General features: G+C 59.7%; 12 protein-coding genes. 4 read left to right on the plus strand and 8 right to left on the minus strand.

Annotated elements, in window-relative coordinates:
* Nucleotides 1-15: 15 nt before the first annotated feature.
* On the minus strand, nt 16-1,080 hold the full coding sequence (locus tag HP556_RS17560; protein ID WP_175367922.1) for an alpha/beta fold hydrolase: 1,065 nt from the start codon (nt 1,078-1,080) through the stop codon (nt 16-18).
* A 219-nt stretch (nt 1,081-1,299) separates the two neighbouring features.
* On the opposite strand from HP556_RS17560, the gene HP556_RS17565 reads away from it, so the two are divergent.
* Nucleotides 1,300-1,965 (plus strand): hypothetical protein, encoded by a 666-nt coding sequence (locus tag HP556_RS17565; protein ID WP_175367923.1) that lies wholly within the window; start codon nt 1,300-1,302, stop codon nt 1,963-1,965.
* Nucleotides 1,966-2,167: 202 nt separating this feature from the next.
* Here HP556_RS17565 and HP556_RS17570 read toward each other — a convergent pair whose 3' ends face one another.
* Nucleotides 2,168-3,046: an AraC family transcriptional regulator gene (locus tag HP556_RS17570; protein WP_175367924.1), complete on the minus strand. Its 879-nt coding sequence runs from the start codon at nt 3,044-3,046 to the stop codon at nt 2,168-2,170.
* A gap of 154 nt (nt 3,047-3,200) precedes the next feature.
* On the opposite strand from HP556_RS17570, the gene HP556_RS17575 reads away from it, so the two are divergent.
* Complete coding sequence (locus HP556_RS17575) at nt 3,201-6,734, plus strand: NACHT domain-containing protein (protein WP_175367925.1); 3,534 nt, start codon at nt 3,201-3,203, stop codon at nt 6,732-6,734.
* A gap of 226 nt (nt 6,735-6,960) precedes the next feature.
* Here HP556_RS17575 and cynS read toward each other — a convergent pair whose 3' ends face one another.
* The 4 genes from cynS to HP556_RS17595 form a co-directional block, all read right to left on the minus strand.
* The gene (gene cynS, locus HP556_RS17580) at nt 6,961-7,449 is read right to left on the minus strand and encodes a cyanase (RefSeq protein ID WP_092146678.1); all 489 of its coding nucleotides are present in this window, start codon (nt 7,447-7,449) and stop codon (nt 6,961-6,963) included.
* 40 nt (nt 7,450-7,489) lie between these two features.
* A complete protein-coding gene (locus HP556_RS17585; RefSeq protein WP_175367926.1) occupies nt 7,490-8,380 on the minus strand; it encodes an ABC transporter ATP-binding protein in 891 nt (296 codons plus the stop codon).
* A 5-nt stretch (nt 8,381-8,385) separates the two neighbouring features.
* A complete protein-coding gene (ntrB, locus tag HP556_RS17590; protein ID WP_175367927.1) occupies nt 8,386-9,225 on the minus strand; it encodes a nitrate ABC transporter permease in 840 nt (279 codons plus the stop codon).
* A 205-nt stretch (nt 9,226-9,430) separates the two neighbouring features.
* The gene (locus HP556_RS17595) at nt 9,431-10,816 is read right to left on the minus strand and encodes a CmpA/NrtA family ABC transporter substrate-binding protein (protein WP_175367928.1); all 1,386 of its coding nucleotides are present in this window, start codon (nt 10,814-10,816) and stop codon (nt 9,431-9,433) included.
* 166 nt (nt 10,817-10,982) lie between these two features.
* Between HP556_RS17595 and HP556_RS17600 the strand changes: the two genes are divergently transcribed.
* The gene (locus HP556_RS17600) at nt 10,983-12,887 is read left to right on the plus strand and encodes a sigma 54-interacting transcriptional regulator (protein WP_175367929.1); all 1,905 of its coding nucleotides are present in this window, start codon (nt 10,983-10,985) and stop codon (nt 12,885-12,887) included.
* Between the two features lie 246 nt (nt 12,888-13,133).
* A complete protein-coding gene (locus HP556_RS17605) occupies nt 13,134-13,835 on the plus strand; it encodes a hypothetical protein (RefSeq protein ID WP_175367930.1) in 702 nt (233 codons plus the stop codon).
* A 95-nt stretch (nt 13,836-13,930) separates the two neighbouring features.
* Here the strand turns inward: HP556_RS17605 and HP556_RS17610 are convergent, their stop codons facing one another.
* Together HP556_RS17610 and HP556_RS17615 are read right to left on the minus strand one after the other, a co-directional pair.
* The gene (locus tag HP556_RS17610; RefSeq protein WP_175367931.1) at nt 13,931-17,749 is read right to left on the minus strand and encodes a hypothetical protein; all 3,819 of its coding nucleotides are present in this window, start codon (nt 17,747-17,749) and stop codon (nt 13,931-13,933) included.
* 178 nt (nt 17,750-17,927) lie between these two features.
* Entirely contained in the window at nt 17,928-18,746 is an 819-nt protein-coding gene (locus HP556_RS17615) for an isocitrate lyase/PEP mutase family protein (RefSeq protein WP_175367932.1), read from the minus strand.
* Nucleotides 18,747-18,883: the final 137 nt, after the last annotated feature.

Genomic DNA, 18,883 nt, shown 5'->3' on the forward strand with positions numbered 1-18,883 from the left:
CTCCCGCGCCCGGCGCTAGCTCAGTACCCCCGTGCCATCGCGCGGCGCGCCGCCGCGGGTGGCGGCGGCCTTGATGCCCCAGTCGGCCATGAATTTCGGCCGCGGTCTGTCCTGCAGCATGAGCGCGCCGCCGACCACCGCGCGTGTCGGGATCGCGTCGCGGTCGATGGCGCCTTCGAGAGTCATTGCGAGGTCGCGCGCGAAGACGCGGTTGCCGATGTGCCAGGAATGAGTGAAGTCGCCGAAGAAGGTGCTCTTCTTCGGATCGAGCGTGGCGAAATAGTCCCCGCAATTGACATTGGTGGCTTTCGAATGCGCATCCGCCGGCAGGCCGACGCGGCCTGCGCGCGGCGCCACGCCGAGCCGCTTGGCATTGGAGGCCGCCAGCACGCTGTCATAGGGGTTTGAATAGTTGGTCAGCCGCAGGATGCGCTTGAACATCGGCCCCGACCAGGAATCGTTCACCGACAGGCTCGACGACGCCACGTCGCCGGCGATGAAGGCGACCTGGCTGACGCGCCAGTTGCTCTTGAACAGCGCGCCGTCCTTCTCCGCCTGCACGAAGGCCTCCATGGCCACATAGGCGCCGGTGGAATGGCCGAGCAGATGGACATTGGTGACGCAGTCCTTCTCCTGCCCCTGCGCCAGCACGGTGATGCAATCGCTGACCAGCTTCACCGCCACTTCGGCGCCCTTGGAGCGATCCTGCCAATAGGCCAGCGTCTCGTTGTCGCTCGGCCAGTCGAAGCCGATGACGAGGCCCTTCCAGCCCTCGGCCTTGAGATCCTTCGCCAGCTGGCGCTGGCGCTTCATGATGATGTCGAGATCGTTGTTGTAGCCATGGATGAAGACGAGGATGTCGCCGGCCACGCTGATCGAATTCTGGTTGGGATCGCCATCCGCAATGTCGCGCACCTCCTTCACCCATTTGGCGAGATCGGTCTTGCTCGATGTCGCCATCGCCGGCGTCGGGATCGCCACATTGGACGGCACCCGCAGATAGCGGATGGTGCCGACATTCTCATTGAAGGCCGCGCCCGAGACGCCGCGCGCGGTGATCAGATAATCGACACCTGCCATGAAATCCCCCTGCCGTTCCCGCCGGGTTTCCTCCGCATCGCGCCGCCCCCTCTTTGTGAGCCAGGCACGATCGACGTGTGCCAGCCTATCGCGCAATCACAGGTGCAGCCAAGTGACCGGATGCGCGCCTCCCACGATATCGGCGGCGACGGACGGCGATGCATCGGACGCCGCACGCCCGGCTTGCGCAATCCTGTTTATAGGTATATATTCTTTAACATGACCCATCCCTTCTTCGGCCCCATCCTCCGCCTGCGCGTGACGCCCGATGAGCCCGAGGCGCCGGATGCCTTTGTGGGCGGCCCACGCGTGCGCGGCTCCAGGCGGCCGCATGGGGATGCCAAATGCGCGCAGGTGCGCCGCCTGATCGAGACGACGGTGCTGACCTATGGCGAGATCGCGAAGCAAACCGGCGTCGGCCGCGCCTCGATCTGCCGCTGGACCCGCGACGGCGGCTGGAAGCGCCCGCTATTCGCGCCGCGCGCCACCGACACCGTGCCCTCCGCCCGCGCCTCGCAGAAGCTTAAGCTGCGCAAACTCGCCGAGCGGCTCCACGCGCTGGCAGAGCGCGCCGTGCGCGCGCTGGAAACGCAGCCCGATGTCGACATCGACCGCCTGATGCAGGCGCTGCAGGTGGTGAAGATGGCGCGGCTGGAGGCGATGGGCCGCCGGCGCCCGCGTCGCCACATCGACATGCCCGCGCGCACCGGCCGCGAGATGATGGAGCGCGACGCTGCGATCCGCACCGCGCTGAAGGAAATGCGCCGCGGCGGCGTCGATGTGACACAGATTCCGGACGACGCGATGGCGCTGCTGGAAGCCGCGCATACGCCGCCGGAGCGGGATCACCCGGCGCTGCGGCCAAGGGGAAGCCGGCGGAGATAATGGCGCTCCGTCAACCTCCGCACACTCCACGTCATCCCCGGGCAAAGCGCGAAGCGCGGCTTCGCTGGATGACCCGGGGATCCACGCCTTTCTCATCTTGCGGCAAGACGTGGATGGCCGGGTCAAGCCCGGCCATGACGTGAGGAGGGAACAGCGTGCAACACGCGGTCCCGCCCGGCCATGACGTGGAGAAGACGAAGCCTCACACCTCCACCGGCAAATAGAAATCGATCACCGCGCCCTTCTTGGTCGGCGCGAACTCGCTGTCATAGCGCTCGAAGTCCGGCCGGTCGGCGACTGTGAGCCCGGAGGCCGGCACCAGTTCGCCCCAGATCATGGCCATCGCACGCTTGAGCTGCGGATGCACCGCCCCGCCATTCAGTGTGATGCGAAACACCGCATAGGTCGAAGCCACGATGCGTTTCGCCGCAAAACCCGCAGGCAGCGCCGCATCGCTTTCAACGCCGACGCCGGCCATGTAATCGAAACTGCCTTCGGCGCGGTCGACATTCCACACCACGCCATAGGTGGTCCAGCTCGGGGCCTGCCCTTTGAACGGCAATGCGCCCATCAGCTTCGACCACAGTTGCGGAATCTCGGCCTTGTTTGCCTCATCGAACCGCGCCGAAGGACCTGCGACGGTGAAGTTGTCCAGCGCCACCAGGTCCGGCAAGCGGGTAACAGCGACGGCGACGTCATCGGGCATGGTCATCGGATATTGTCCTTCGATGGGCGTGACACTGAAGCCGCGCCGAAACCGCCCGGGCGCGACGCCGAACAGGCGGGCGAACGCGCGCGTGAACGCCTCCTGCGAGTCGAAGCCGCAATCGAGCGCGAGATCGACCAGGCGCAGATCGGGATCGGCCGTGAGCCGCTGCGCGGCGCGGACCAGCCTGCGCCCACGCACATGCGCCATCACGCCGCGGCCCATCGCGGCGGAGAACAGGCGTGAGAAGTGATAGGGCGAGAGCTTGGCGCGCGCGGCGATGGTCTCGACGCTGAGGGGCTCGTCGAGATGCTGCTCGATCCAGGCGAGAACGGCGACGAGGTCAGGCGTGCGGTGCGGGAGGGAATGGTTCATGCGACCGATATGGCACGAGTGGATGGGGGTGTCTTGATCGGTCTTGCTGTGCGGAGCGCCTGCAGATAAGCCGCACTAATCCGCTTTGCTATTGCGTCCTTCACGTTAAGATGACTGTCTAAAATCTCATAGCAACAACAGGGAGGAAGCCTGTATGCCCGAGGCAGGCGGTCCAACAGCGCAGTCTGGAATTCTCTACCAGAACAGCATAGCTGCACTCTACCTCGGACGCCTGCTCGATCTGCGGCCCACCCCCTCTGGAAAACGGATTAGCTCCATACGACTAGAAGCCCCTGAGCAGGTAGATGACATCGTCATAAATTATGCCAGCGGCTCACGGCTTCTAATTCAAGCCAAAGAATCTATCTCGACTTCAAGCACTCCGTGGAAGCAGTTTTGGCTCGACTTGAAAGAGCAACAACTCGCGATCGAATGTCGATTGGATGAGTACCGACTCATCGTCGGCACATTCAGCAAAGAAATCGACACTCTTCGTGAAGCATGTGATCGCTCCCAAGGAAAAGACAATCATTCCGAATGGCTGGACGCTCTAAACAAAGATCAAAAGCACATCGTTGATCAGATCGCAACTACGCTGGCCAGCACGGTCGAAGTTGTATTCCTCACTATACGGCGCCTTTCCATCGAATTCTTGCCTTTCTCTCACATCGAATCCACCGGAATTCGCGACTGGATTCCAGACTCGTCCAGCAGTCGCGAAACGCTATTTGCGATTCTTCGGGATGCATGCGGCGGAGCCGCTAGAGTTCGAGGCACATTCACCGCCCGCGACTTTGCATCGAAGATATTTAGCATTCATGACATCAAGCTTCTCGGTTCCCCTGGAGACGGTCTCGCAAACTATCTCAGATCAATCGGCACACAGTTCAACGCAATCACCGTACCCGGCACATCTCTCAACTCAAATGAGATGGAATTGCTAGTATGGCCACACGTGACCTCGATCGCCCGAACAATTCACACCGACTTTGAGGAAGAATCTCCATTCACACCTCGACCGACCATTGACAGCTTTTTTGATCTCAAGAAATTTCCGCACGAGACTGCATCTTTTGGGCTTATCGTCGCTGGCGCAGGATTTGGAAAATCGACCTTCCTCCGCGCCATTGCCCGTCACCTAGCTACAAACACATCTCACGTCCCCGCATACATTACGTCAGACACGCTTCAAAACTATCAAGACCTCGATCAATATCTGTCCACTGCGACCAACCAACACTTCCGATCGCAAATTGACTGGGCTGTACTGTGCGAGCAAGGCCGTGCAATCCTACTCATTGACGGACTAGACGAGCTAAGCGACGAAGGACGCTCCAAGGTTTCGACAATGATCGCCCGTGCTCACGCGATATATCCGTCATTGCCAATCTTAGTCGCAGCACGAGATAGCGCGGTCATCGCACTTCCCACCAGCTTTCAGTACTATCGTCTTGAGCGCCTTGATGTTCAGCAACTATCAGAACTATTGAAAAGATACCTCTCGACAAGAGGCAACTCAGACCACTCGTCTCTAATCTCTCAAGTCATTCACAAACCAGAGCTTGTTGCACTATGCAGCATCCCGCTTTTCGCTGCCATGCTTGTAGCAACTCTACCGCCGAATGGAAACATTCCTGAAACTCGCACAGAACTTCTTGAGCGATATCTTGATATCGTCCTTTCGCCGCACCGTCACAAGAACACCGAGCGCCCTCGGCTGCCGTTAAGTACTCTCAGGACTGGCGCGGAACTACTTGCCAGAGCAGGCCTGGACAGCAATCAAATTTCCATCCCTGAAACAAGAGCCCGCGACAAGCTGAACACCAAGTTTGGCGACATTCGCGGCGACTCGTGCGTTGAGGAACTCCTACGCTGCGGACTGCTCGTCAAACGTGGCTTTCGCGTAGGCTTCGCAATCGCCACCGTTCAGGAGTACTTGGCAGCTTGCGACCTTGCCAAAGACCAGAATCCCGACCCGGACGCGTGGTTTCACAGCACAACTCGACGACCATGGGCACAGGCGGTCCAATTTGCTATTGAGAAACTCACTAATGTGAACGATCTCCTTTCTCGGCAGCTCGCAAGACCTGACGACTATTACAAAACAACAACCCGGCTGATTGCTCGAGGCATTGTCAATGGCGCTCACGTATCCCAAGAACTACGGAAAAGTGTAGCTAGCAATCTTATAAGAAGCTGGTTCTCATCAACCTATGAAGTCAACCACAGCATCGGAATACTGATCAACGAAGGCTTCTCAACGCCACCATCGACCGAGCTGATCGAAGCACTTAACACTAAAGCCGCCAAACGATACGGCGGAATGCGAATTCTGGAAAAAATCGACGACGCAGATTTGATCCTAGATTGCTTTAAAGGCCTGATCGACGAAGCTGACATTCGCGACCTATGGCACCCTGTTTGGCTACGAGCCTCGACACGACATGCGGCAGAGATGATCTCGCTCCTAGTCGAGCGCATATCTAGGCCGAATGATGACAGCTTCAACGTCAGCGTTGTTGCGGACATTATGTATCGAATGCGAACCGCTCAGGACGTAGATTGGGCGAGCATCGCAAAAAGTGAACGTCACCCTCTAACGATAAGAGCAGCGGCGCACTTCGGTGCGAAGAACGAAAATTCCGAGAGCGGAAAGAAAGATATTCAAGAACTAGTTCGACAAGCGAGACCACAGAATCTTTGGAAATCGTTCTCAGAAGCACTTCTTTCGACCACATGGTGGCGGGAACACGTCAAGGGCATACTGGCTACAACGCGCCTTAAGAAGACTACATCTGGCGAACTTGATTGTTACCTCAACATAGACCCCCAAAAACCAGCAGCACAAGATTTTCTCAGAGAATTAAAAACTCTTGTCTCTAGTGGTGAAATGCATGCCACCTCCCGAATGGCGCCCCTCACAATATTAGCGGCAAATGGCGACGTCGAAGCGGGAGAGTTGGCAACAGAGCTTTTGTCGTCTGCAAATGATAGAGCGATCTTTCAGTGGTTAGAGATCAGTGCCTTTCTAGAAGATGGACTGCAAGCAGCAGGGTTGCGCAAACTCAAAGAGCGCTCGATGCCAAAAACAAACGAGTTGCGACTTCTCCGCGACATAAATAACCGCATAACGTTTGCGCCATCTGGCCCTCAGCGGGTCCTAAATGGACGAGGTCCATTCAGGACAACGTCGGATCGGAAGGCTTCCCGTGAAGTTGCTATGATTTGGACCCTGGATGTATTGGAGCGATTACCACTGGAAGGCGTTGAACGCGCAGAACTCATCGTCGCCAGCATTGAAAACAAATATGGAGTAAGCTCATCTGTACTTATTTCGATGTTGCGAGAATATTTGGATAAAGCGATAGCTATTGACCGCGAGAACTGGAGCTGGATTATTGGCGGCATTCACGCCCTTGCCAGTCAAAACGAACGAATTGGCGCTAATATTCTATGGTCGATCCTCAACAAGGGCATCGATTTACCGACTTGGTCGATCCTCGAATTGATCTGGGCCGAGGAGGGGCCGACGTGTTGCGATCGCTTGATAGAGGTATTTTCGAGGAACGAGGAAAAGCGATGGGAGATACTAAGTTTGCTTGAAAAAGCTGCCCCCATCCACGGGCTTTCAGTACGTGTTCGTGGCGCGGACCTATTAGTAGAGGGCCTCGATAAACTTGGGAAATAAACCAATCACTACGAAACCAAACGATCCGTTGATTCTCGATTCTCGCTGCTGTTTAGCGCTATTCCCGCGGCACTTATATGCTGACACTAGAGCTTCCCTCTTCTCGCTCTGCATCGACTGATCGCTATCGGCTTGCACTGGGATAACGATCATTCGACCGAGTAAACGCCGCGGGCGAGCTTCTTTACTCACATCCACTCCGAACTCTAGAGCTTCTACAGCCCCCCTACCCCTCCTTGAACCCATATTCCGGCACGTTGCCCGTCGCGCCGTAATACTTGTACGGCAGGAACTTGCCGGACATCGTGATCTGGACGCGGTCGCCCTTGGGGTTGGCGATGCGCTGCATCACCATGTCGAAATCGATCGCCGACATGATGCCGTCGCCGAATTCCTCCTCGATCAGCGCCTTCCAGGCCGGGCCGTTCACCATCACCATCTCGTAGAAGCGATAGATCAGCGGATCCTGCGGCGGCATCTGCACGTTTTCGGCGCGCATCGGGATCTCATTGAGCATCGCCGTCTCGCTCTTCGAGAGGCCGAACAGCTCGCCGGCATTGGCCGCCTGCGGCTTGGTCAGCTTCATGTTGCCGAGAATGGCGCCGACGATCAGCACTTCGCTGTAGCCGCCGATCTGCTCGCAGATATATTTCCAGGTCCATTCCTTCTCGCGCTTGATGTCGAGCAGCTTTTCGGTGAGGTCGGATCGCAGCATGGTCGTTTCTCCTTCGGTCGTGAGGCTTCGGTTGACGCGGCTAGCGCGTCGCGCTGTGAAGAGACGGCATCGTTGGCGCCTCGGGGAATGCAGGCCGCACCACCGGCACATGGCGCGGGTCGTGGTGCGGCGTGGCGGCGGTGAACGTCTTGCTGCGCGTCACCAGGAAATCGATGATGTGGTTGCGCAGCGCGTAATAATGCGGGTGCTTGTGCAGATCGATGCGCGAGCGATCCCGCGGCAGCGGGTTCTCGACGATCTCCGCCAGCACGGCGCCGGGGCCGTTGGTCATCAGAAAAATCTTGTCGGCGAGATACATCGCCTCGTCGACGTCATGGGTGATCATGAAGGTGGTCTGGCCGGTCTCCAGCGTCACGCGCCGCACCTCGTCCTGCAGCGTCCCCCGTGTCAGCGCGTCGAGCGCCGAAAACGGCTCGTCCATCAGCATGATCTTCGGCGTGATCGACAGCGCGCGCGCGATGCCGACGCGCTGCTTCATGCCGCCGGACAGTTCCGACGGCCGCTTGTGCTCGGAGCCCGTGAGGCCGACCTTGTCGATATAGGTCTGCGCATGGGCGCGGACTTTCGCCTTGTCCCACTTGCGCCATTTCGACGACACCGCATAAGCGATGTTGCCCATGACCGTCAGCCATGGCAGCAGCGCGTGACTCTGGAAGATCACCGCGCGGTCGAGGCTGGTGCCTGATATCGCCTGGCCGTCGACGATCACGGTGCCTTCACTGGGCTCATCCAACCCGGCGAGGATGTTCAGCACCGTGGTCTTGCCGCAGCCGGAATGGCCGATGATGCAGCCGAACTCGCCAGATGGCATCGACAGCCAGAGATCCTCGAAGATCGTGGTCGCGCCGTTGCCTGATGACGCCGGATAGCGCTTGGCGATGCCCTCGATGGAGATGAATTTGGTGGTCATCGCATTCACTCCGGAAACGTAACCATGCGGGTGAAGCGCGCGAGGATCTGATCGAGCAACATGCCGACGATCCCGATCAGGAGGATCGCGATAATCACATTTGTGATCGATAAATTATTCCATTCGTTCCAGACGAAGTAGCCGATGCCCGTCCCACCGACCAACATCTCGGCGGCGACGATCACCAGCCACGCGATGCCGATGGAAATGCGCATGCCGGTGAGGATCGTTGGCGCCGCGGCGGGCAGAATGACGGTGAAGGCGCGGCGGAAGGTGCCGACTTCCAGCGTGCGCGCGACATTGATCCACTCCTTGCGCACGGCGGCGACGCCGAAGGCGGTGTTGAGCAGCATCGGCCACACCGAACAGATGAAGATTACGAAGATCGCCGAGAGGCTGGAATCCTTGATGGTGTAGAGCGCGAGCGGCATCCAGGCGAGCGGCGAGATCGGCTTCAGCACCTGGATGAACGGATCGAGCGCCTTGTTCATCAGCGGCGACATGCCGATCAGAAAGCCGAGCGGGATCGCGACGATTACAGCGATCAGATAGCCGAGCCCGACGCGGCCGATGGAATAAGCGAGCTGGATCCCGAGCCCCTTGTCGTTCGGCCCGTTGTCATAGAACGGCCGCTTCAGGTGCTCCCAGAGTTTCGCGCCGACATCGAGCGGCCCCGGCATCGCGGATTTGCCGGATGTGGCGGTGAGGCCCATCAGTTTCGCGTATTCGGGCGACATGGTGCCGACGCTCAAAGTCTGCCGCGTGGCAAGGTGCCACACGCCGATGAAGGCGAGGAAGATCGCGATGGAGACGACGGCCGCGCGGAAGCGAAGGGATTGGATCATTGTGGTCCTTTCCTTCTCCCCGCTTGCGGGGAGAAGGTGGCGCGAGCTTGCGAAGCAAGTTCGCGCCGGATGAGGGGGACTCTCCGCAAACTGCGGAGCGTGCGGAGAGTCCCCCTCACCCGACTTCCACGCGCTCCGCGCGTTACAGTCGACCTCTCCCCGCACGCGGGGAGAGGCAAGAAAGAAGCGCTCGCGACAACCATTCTCACGTCGCCTTCCTGATCTTAAAACTCGCCAGATATTCCTTCGGCTTTTCCGGATCGAAGGTCTTGCCCATCACCGCGAACGACTTGTAGCTCGTCGTCGGTGGCGTCAGACCCATTTCCTTCATCACCTTGGCGGTGTCGGTGGCGAGGTAGATCTGTTCGGCGACGCCCTTGTAGTCGACATCGCCCTTGATCTGGCCCCAGCGCTGCATCTGGGTCATCATCCACACCGCAAAGGACTGCCACGGGAACGGATCGAAATCGACGCGCTTGGCGTCGGTCTTGATGCCGCCGAGCCCGTCGGCATAGGTGCCGGTCAGCACCTGCTCCAGCACCACCGGCGGCGCGTTGAGATAGGCGGCCGGCGCGATGGCCTCCGCAATCGACTTGCGGTTCTCCGCCTTCGACGCATAGGCGGTGGCATCGACGATGGCGCGCGTCAGCGCCGCGAAGGAATTCGGCGACGTGGTGATGAACTCCTTGGACGCTGCGAACGAGCAGCACGGATGGCCGTCCCAGATTTCCTTCGACAGGATATGCATGAAGCCGACGCCGTCATAGATCGCGCGCTGGCAGATATTGTCGGGCGCGAGGAAGCCGTCGATATTGTCGGCGCGCAGGTTGGCGACCATTTCCGGCGGCGGCACCGAGCGGAGCTGCACATCGGTGTCGGGATCGATGCCGTGTTCGGCGAGATAGTAGCGCAACAGATAATTGTGCATCGAATAGTCGAACGGGATGGCGAGCTTGAAGCCTTTCCAGTCCTTCGGGTCGCGCTTGTCCTTGTGCTTCATGGCGAGGGTAATGCCCTGGCCGTTGATGTTCTCGATCGCCGGCACGGTGTAGGGGATCGGCTGCGAGCCGAGGCCCAGCGAGATCGCGATCGGCATCGGCGCCAGCATATGCGCGGCGTCGTATTCCTTGTTGATGGTCTTGTCGCGAATGACGGCCCAGCCGGCGGTCTTCACCACTTCGACATTGAGCCCCTGCTTTTTGTAGAACCCGAGCGGATCGGCCATGATGATCGGCGTCGCGCAGGTGATCGGAATGAAGCCGACCTTGAGGTCTGTCTTTTCCAGTTTGCCCGCGCCTTGCGCGAATACTTCGGTCGCCGTCTTGATCGGGAAGAACTGCGACAGCGCCGCCAGCGCGCTGGACGCACCGACCGATTTCAGAAAGGCGCGGCGCGCGACCTCTTTCGGGAACACCGCGCGCATCACCGCCGAGGCGACGACGCCCTCGTAGCGTTTGTCCTCGGTCTCGGGAATGTCGCAGCGAAGCTGCAGCCCTGCCTCATGCTCGGACTGGCTGGCATGCTGGCCGCAGCTGCAGGCGCCAGCGCGCAAACGGCGGGCGGGATCGAACGGATTGTCGAATGTGGACATGTGACCTCCTCGGTGACGCTCCGGTCAATTACGCAAGGAGTGTGCCATCCCCGCTCCCGCCGGAATGTCCAATCGCCGCAGGCATTTCGGGCCTGCATTGGCGATTACGAGAATTCGTGCTACACGAAAATTCGTAGCCTGATTACGAATTTTCGGAGTTTCGCCGATGGATTTTGCAACGGCCCAGCCGCATGATTTGCGAACCATCGCCTTCGATTATTCGGTCGAGCCGACGCTGCTGCTCGATCCCCATGCCGACCAGATCATCGACGCTAATCCCGCCGCCTGCACCCTGCTCGGCTATGACCGCGCGCTGCTGCGCCAGATCAAGATCAGCGCGCTGCATGCGGGCCAATTGCCGGCGCTGATCGTGTTCACGCAGGCGGTGCTGGCCAAGGGCTCCTACTGGACCAACACGCTGACGCCGCGCCACGCCACCGGCGAAGCGTTGCAGCTCGAATATGCGGGATCGCTGGTGCCGCAGGGCGAGCGCACCTTGCTGCTGCTCACCATGAGCGATCTCGAACAGCGCCGCCGCCGCCATGTGGACGCCGCCGCCGAGGATCACATGCGCGGCGGCATTGCCGCGTGGCAGCGCGTCGAGCGCGTGTTTCAGGACATCGAGCGCGAGAACCAGTTGATCCTGCGCGCGGCGGGCGAAGGCATTTACGGCGTCAATGCCGACGGCAAGACCACCTTCGTCAATCCCGCTGCCGAGCGCATGCTGGGCTGGACCGCCGATGAACTCGTCGGCAAGGAAATCCACCCGATCGTGCATCACAGCCATCACGACGGCAGCCACTATCCGGATCACGACTGTCCGATCTATGCGGCGTTTCGCGACGGCGCCGTGCACAATGTCGACAACGAGGTTTTCTGGCGCAAGGACGGCACGCCGGTCTGGGTCGAATACACCTCGACGCCGATCCGCGACCGCCACATGGTGGTCGGCGCGGTGATCGTGTTTCGCGATGTCAGCCAGCGCCGCGAGGCGGATGAAAAGCTGCATGCCGCATTGGCCGAAGTCGATCGGCTGCGCGAGCGTCTCGAACTCGAAAACGCCTATCTGCAAGAGGAAATCCGCATCGAGACCAATCCGCGCGGCATCATCGGCCAGAGCGAGGCGATCCAGAAGACGCTGCGGCAGGTCAAGCTCGTCGCACCCACCACGGCCGCGGTGATGATCACCGGCGAGTCCGGCACCGGCAAGGAACTGATCGCGCGCGCGATCCACGAAGCCTCAGGTCGCCGCGACCGGCCGCTGATCCGCGTCAATTGTGCGGCGATCCCGCGCGAATTGTTCGAGAGTGAATTCTTCGGCCATGTCCGCGGCGCCTTCACCGGCGCGGTGCGCGACCGCATCGGCCGGTTTGAGCTGGCCGATGGCGGCACGCTGTTTCTGGACGAGGTCGGCGAGATCCCGCTGGAGCTGCAGGGCAAGCTGCTGCGCGTGCTGCAGGAAGGCAATTTCGAGCGGGTCGGCGAGGAGCGTACCCGCTCCGTCGATGTCCGCGTCATCGCCGCCACCAACCGCAACCTGAAACAGGAAGTGGCGCGCGGACGGTTTCGCGAGGATCTGTATTTCCGGCTCAACGTGTTTCCCGTGGAGTCGGTGCCGCTGCGCGACCGCCGCGAGGACATTCCCCTGCTGGCGCAGCACTTCCTGCTCAGCGAGAAACTGAAATCCGATCTGCGCCTGTCCGAAGGCGATGCACGCCGGCTGTCGCGCTACGACTGGCCGGGCAATGTGCGCGAGTTGCAGAACGTCATCGAGCGCGCGGTGATCCTGGCGCAGAACGGCCGCTTGCGGATCGACCTGCCCGATGCGCCCGGCCCGCATCATGCCGCAGGCGCCCATCGCGTGAAGCCCGACGCCCGGCCGGCGGTGATGACCTCAGCCGAACTGCGCGATCACGAACGCAGCAACATCCTCGCAGCGCTTGCCGCGACATCAGGCAAGGTGTTCGGTCCCGGCGGCGCGGCCGAATTGCTCGACATCAAGCCGACGACGCTGGCGTCGCGGATGAAGGTGTTGGGGATCGAGGGTGCGCGCGGGCGGATGGGCGCGTAAGGCCCCACACCGTCATTCCGGGGCGCGCGGCAAAGCCGCGCGAACCCGGAATCCCGAGATAGTTGAAACTCCGATTGCAAAACACTCGGAGATTCCGGGTTCGCGTCCGGCTGACGCCGTCCACGCCCCGGAATGACGAGCCTAGTTTTGCGAAAACAGCGCGCTCCGCTGCCACGCCTCGCTTGCGCTTTCCCGTAATAGGCATATATTCCACACCCGATTGACCGCGGTCTAAAAGGAGTCAGCATGCGCTATCCTGCCTATCCTCTGTTTCCCTCCAACATCCGCGTCATCGACTCATCCGCGGACGCGGTGACACGCGTTCGGGTCGATGCCGATCCCGGACCGCCGCCCGTTCCGGGCGGCCGCCCGAAGGGCTGCAAGAAGCTGCACACCAACGCCACGGTTGCCGCGGCGCGCCGCCTGATCGAGGAGACGACGCTGACCTACAAGCAGATCGCGGCGAGGACCGGCGCAACCCATGGCACTGTCGGGCGCTGGGCCCGCGAGGGCGGCTGGCAGCGTCACCCCTTTGCGCCCGTGGCCAGCGACTCGCTGCGCGGCGCCCGCGCCGGCCGCCGGCTCAAATTACGGGTGCTGCGCGAGAAGCTGCAGGCGCTGGCCGAGCGCTGCGTCACCGAGCTGTGGAACAGCCCCACGGTCGATCTCGACCGGCTGATCCAGGCCATGCAGGTGGTGAAGATGGCGCGGCTGGAAGCCATGGGCAACCGCCGCCCGCGCCGCCACCCCGATGCGCCGGCGCGCACCGGCCAGGACTGGATCGACCGCGACACCGCGATCCGCTCGGCACTGAAGGAGATGCGCCGCGGCGGCGTGAATATCGACCGCATCCCTGATGAAGCGATGGCGCTACTAGAGGACGCGCATACGCCGCCGGAGCGCGACCACCCGGCGCTGCGGCCGAGGGGGCCGCGGCGGAAGGTCTAGGGGTCAATTAGCTGGGACTGATCAGGCTCCGCTCCCGATCGTCCGCAAAGCGCTACACCGCGCGGACCAGCCGCTACCGCGCACAGGAAACCACGCTATTCAAATCGCTCATCTCGCTCACTATCGCGCTCGTTTTCCCATCTCCGAATACGCACGATTTCGTCCACAAGTTCAGGGCGCTTCTGCGTCACATAGTCTGCGAAGGACGTATTTTCCAACTCCTTAAGACGATCAAGCAAAGGCAGCCGGGACTCGACGATGGCTGCTCGCGACCCGGACCAAATTTTCGGAGAAAAGCGCTCCACAAACGTCGCTAGGACCACCAACGGATCAGGCGCTCTCTTGAACATCTCCACTGCAAGAGGCGTCCAATCAACCACCCCATCAGTGGACGTTGCGTGATAGGATATAACGCGGGAGATCGACCGGTAACGTTCCAAGGGTTTCTCGTCACACCATCGAAGCATTTCGTCGGCGGTCACCTCATCCAACGCGTTTCTTCGACGCTCGGAAGGACTGTCGAAATAATCGACGCCAAGATCGGAATCGTCATCCTCACTCACACCTCCGAAAAATACGTCGAGCGCCACTCGCGACTGAGACGCGAAGATGCTGCTAAGTAGATTAGGGTGGTTGAATGCCCGGAATGTGTAGTCTGCCAAGCCGCTTCTAATCCGCTCACAAAGCGACTTCGCAGCATTAACCCCTTCTGCTCCGCGCAAACAGATACCTGCAATCTTACCCAAACGGTGATCATGCATATTATCGCTCACACTGAAGATTGGCGATGACAGCAATGAGCGGCCGGCCACGATCAACTCCTTCGGATACTCCTTCTTCTGATCTGCATCCGAATGGAAGCGCATCGACAAAATATCAACAGCGACCCCGTACCCGTTTTCCTGACCAGCAAGTATTGTAATTATGTCTCGCAGGTCCTCGCCACTAATCGCGTCTGAAGAGCGTCCCCAACCGAGAGAGTGGAACGCGGAAGCTCGCGCTTTCCCGATAGCCGCAGCCCGCTTTAGCCGACCGGCTCCAGCAATAGATATTGGAATCGACGTTTGCAAAATTGGGAACCATGCGCCAAGCACGTCGTGCTCGACGGCCGCTTCTAGAATAGCCTCACAGACATCTCGATCCATTGTCGAAAGCCCGACCAAAAAGCCGATCAAAGCTCCGATGTTTCGCCTGCCGTCCTCGGCCTCCGCCAGAGCATGCGTAAGCTGCGCCCATACCATACAAAAATCGATTGAGGCGAGCGCCAAGCCTTTTCCAAAGGAAGGCAATCGCCCCCCATCACCAATTACCAAAGAAGGCAACAGCGAAGCGAATAGCGCTCCGTCGCGGCAAACGACCTTTCCAAGTTCCTCAGCTGCGGCGTTAGCTCTCTCGTAAGCCGCCATCGGTTTTTCCGCGTCAGCCTCGTCTCTACCTTCCGTGTCGGCATAGTCGAGGGCACCCCAACTGGGAGTCAGAACGACCGCTCGCACCTGCTCGGTCACATTTTTAGGGCATAATCGGCGCTCGAGATTTCGAAGACGCTGGATTGCTGCAGCATCCGCATCATCCAGGGAGCGCGAAAGAACGATTCTGACAGCTATCCATCCTTCCTGCCAATAGTCATCCTTAGCCACCTCCTCCGCAATCGCCTCAAACTGATCTTGAACTTCGGGACCGAAGAACCAGAGCCCCTGAATCGCCTGAGCAACACTCGATCGAATTGCTTGCATCAGCTGGTCATCGCTCTCGGCGATCTTTCGGATCAGCTTCAGCGTTGAAACAAACCAATGCGCTCTTTCTTCGCGTGAGCTCGGCCAGTATCCATAATCGCGCACCCACGCACCAAACTCGAATGACTGCGTTGCCGAGAAATGGTCACCCTGAAGAAGAGTTCGTAGAAGCGCGACGCCTAGCGATCGATTTCGAGACTCGCTCGAATGAAGGAGGCGATCAACAACTACCAACCGCTGCTCAATGTTAGCATGAGACCCCGACAAGAATAATTGGAAAAGACCTTTAAGAGCATCCTCGGCAGGATGGTTTCGACTATCCGGTGCCTCTGCGATCGCTAGCGAGATCATTGCTACGGCGCATCTATCAAACAACAGCGCATCATATGCGATTGAATGAAGCACGGAGGCGATCCTGCGTCGCATCAGTTGCAGGTTCGACAACTCGTCAGTGACAGACTCAGACAGCTCCCTCTCTATTGCCGCAAGGGTCGCCTCAGGCGAAACGGGCGCGATATTGTTAAACATCGCCATGCCAAATTCATTCAACCTGCCGACATTGGCAAGCAAACCATCTTTGGCCAACCATTTTTCGACAATACGTCTAGCTTCATCACTCTCGTGGAGGTACCCAAGCCTCCGACTGAATGACTTTAACAGGCGCTCGGTATCGAAATATTTTTCAATCTCGTCGAGATGAATTTCTCGAAGCGCCATTTTGGCAAGCCTGTTGGAGATTGCGTGGGGCAAAACCGCCCGCCAAACACTGCGGCGCTGAACAAGGTCACGCCCCTTAAGCTGCGAAACCTTTGCGAATACCTGTTGAGTGCTCATTCCGACCAAAGCAGCAATCTTGGGCAACTCTGCTTCATCACCGCTAAGCGCCTCGCCTTGAAAGGAGTAGAGCAAGGCGCACGCTTTAGCGACCGTGAGTAGATTGTCGTCACGCTCCTGTCGTTGCTGAAAAAGTCGCTTGAAGAGCTCTTCGTCCTGTAGACCGGCAACGGATTCGTGACGTTCCAGCGTATTGGCCAATGCCAACGCAACGCGCGCGTTGCCGCCGGAAAATTCCGCGATCTTGTCGACATCTAGCGGCGTCATTGCCGAAAATCGACGCGCAATCAATTTGGAAACGAGATCGACCGAAGACGGCTCAAGACGGAAAACTTCCGTTCCTTCAGGCTCATCTTCTTGAACATCATATTCAACTGTGACAGCGCTTATTAGGCTATCAGAAGTTCGACAGACCTCCGTGATGCGACGATGAAGCTCGGGCGCACAATTGTCGACCACCACAATTGCGCGTGTTCGTGAAGCGATCAGGTCAGAAATCATCCCAGTCGGCTGCGGCGATGGATTGTCATTCATATCGGTGTAAATCACCAATGACGGGCTGAGCGCACCCTTTCCGACGCGGTCATCAAACAACGCTTGCACAAAACGCGTTTTTCCTACGCCGGATAGCCCTGCAAGTCGGACAACGCTGCGAACATCTCGCAAGGCGTTCCGGACTCGATCAACGCCTTGCGCTACATCGCATCCTGCGTTGTCAGCAACGCCGGCGTGCAACCGCGCTTTGTCATCAAGGAGATATTCGTCTTGAATGCCATCAGGCGAGACCGCCCACGAACTGTATGGCTGCCACCCGGACATACCGCGGCCAATTTTCTGGCGAACCCACACAATGAGTCCAACGTGTGCCCGGGTCCACGTTGCCAGGCGACTACGGTCGTAGAAATCAAGTTGTATCTCCGCATTCCGAACGTCGTCGGCCACGGCAGATCGCATAATATTTACCCGGTCGGCCAAGGCTGTATCTGAAGTATCGGAGCCCGAACTGGCGATGATGTAAGCCCCACCTTCAGCGATAAGATCGCTAATCGAAACTCGAAGGCTACCGGACGGTCGCATCTCGGGAGTGATTAAACCCGGCGTGAGATCAGACTTCTTGACCTGAAAGCCAATACTGGCTCTAGGGAGAAACCCGCCTGGAGCCACACCGTCTTGGATTCTGACGCGGACATCGATTCCTCCATCGGTAGCGTTCTGATTCCCTCCCCATGTGACGGCCGACGTTGACAGACCATGCGCGCGTAATTCGGCTTCACACAGCAGACCAACAAGGCTGCGCAGGTCAGCGTCGGTTAGTTCGGCGATATGGCTTCCTTCAATTTCGAACATATAAAAAGATAGTCGCGCGCGGACTACACGGTCAAATACGCGCAGGGTCGTATGCACAACTCAATAGGGAGAACTCTACTTTCCGCCATTCGCGGATCTTCTAATTTGCACGCGCAAAGAGGCGCGCACGCCCTCAGACTCGCCAAACGGTGTGTGAGGGGGACTAACGAGAGTTTCGCTAAGTCCCAAGCAGCTTGTTCAGCTCACCGCCCTTCGCGCCCTGCGCAAAGGCTGTAAACGTCCCCTTCCCCGCAATCTCCTGCGCCGCGCCCATGAACCCCGCCCAGGCCACGCGCGCGAGCGCGCCGCCGACGCTGATGCGGCGGACGCCGAGGCTGGCGAGATGCGCCACGGTCATGGTCGGCTGCACGGTCAGGACATTGAGCGGCTTGCCGCCGATCGCCTTCACCAGCGTGGTGATCTCATCGTCGGTGGCGACGCCCGGCGCATAGAGGCAATCGGCGCCGGCCTCCGCAAAGGCGACGAGGCGCGCCGTGGTCTTCTTGAGGTCGCGCTCGCCATGCAGAAAACCTTCGCAGCGGGCGACCAGCATGACAGCGGGGTCGACGCTGTCGATAGCGGCGCGGGCGGCCTTGATGCGCTCGACCGCGAGCTTGTCGTCATAGAGCGGCTTGTCGGACTTTCCGGTGGAGTTCTCGATGGAGAGGCCACTGATGCCGCTCTTCACCGCGCGGGCGACATTGGCGGCGACGCCTGCGGGGTCATCGGCAAAGCCGGCCTCGAAGTCGGCATTGACAGGCAGATCGGTGGCGGCCGAGAGCAGCGCGAGATGTTCGATGACATCGTCGGCGGTGACCTTGTTGTCGGGGCGGCCGGTGGACCAGGCATAGCCGGCTGACGTCGAGGCCAGCGCCTTGAAGCCGAGATGCGCGAGATAGCGGGCGCTGCCGACATCCCAGGGATTGGGCAGCACGAAACAGCCGGTCTCGTGGAGCTTGCGGAAGTTGGCGCGCTTCTCGGCGGTGGAGATGGTCATGGGGCCTCCCGGTCTTAGTGCCGCGTTGATCGCGGCCGGTCACCGCCATCGTAGCCCGGGATGCGCCATTGATCACGCCGTCATTCCGGGGACGGTCCGACGCCGCAGGCGGCGGAACGGAGCCCGGAATCTCGAGA

The organism is Tardiphaga robiniae (assembly GCF_013359755.1).
Taxonomy (GTDB): Bacteria; Pseudomonadota; Alphaproteobacteria; order Rhizobiales; family Xanthobacteraceae; genus Tardiphaga; species Tardiphaga robiniae.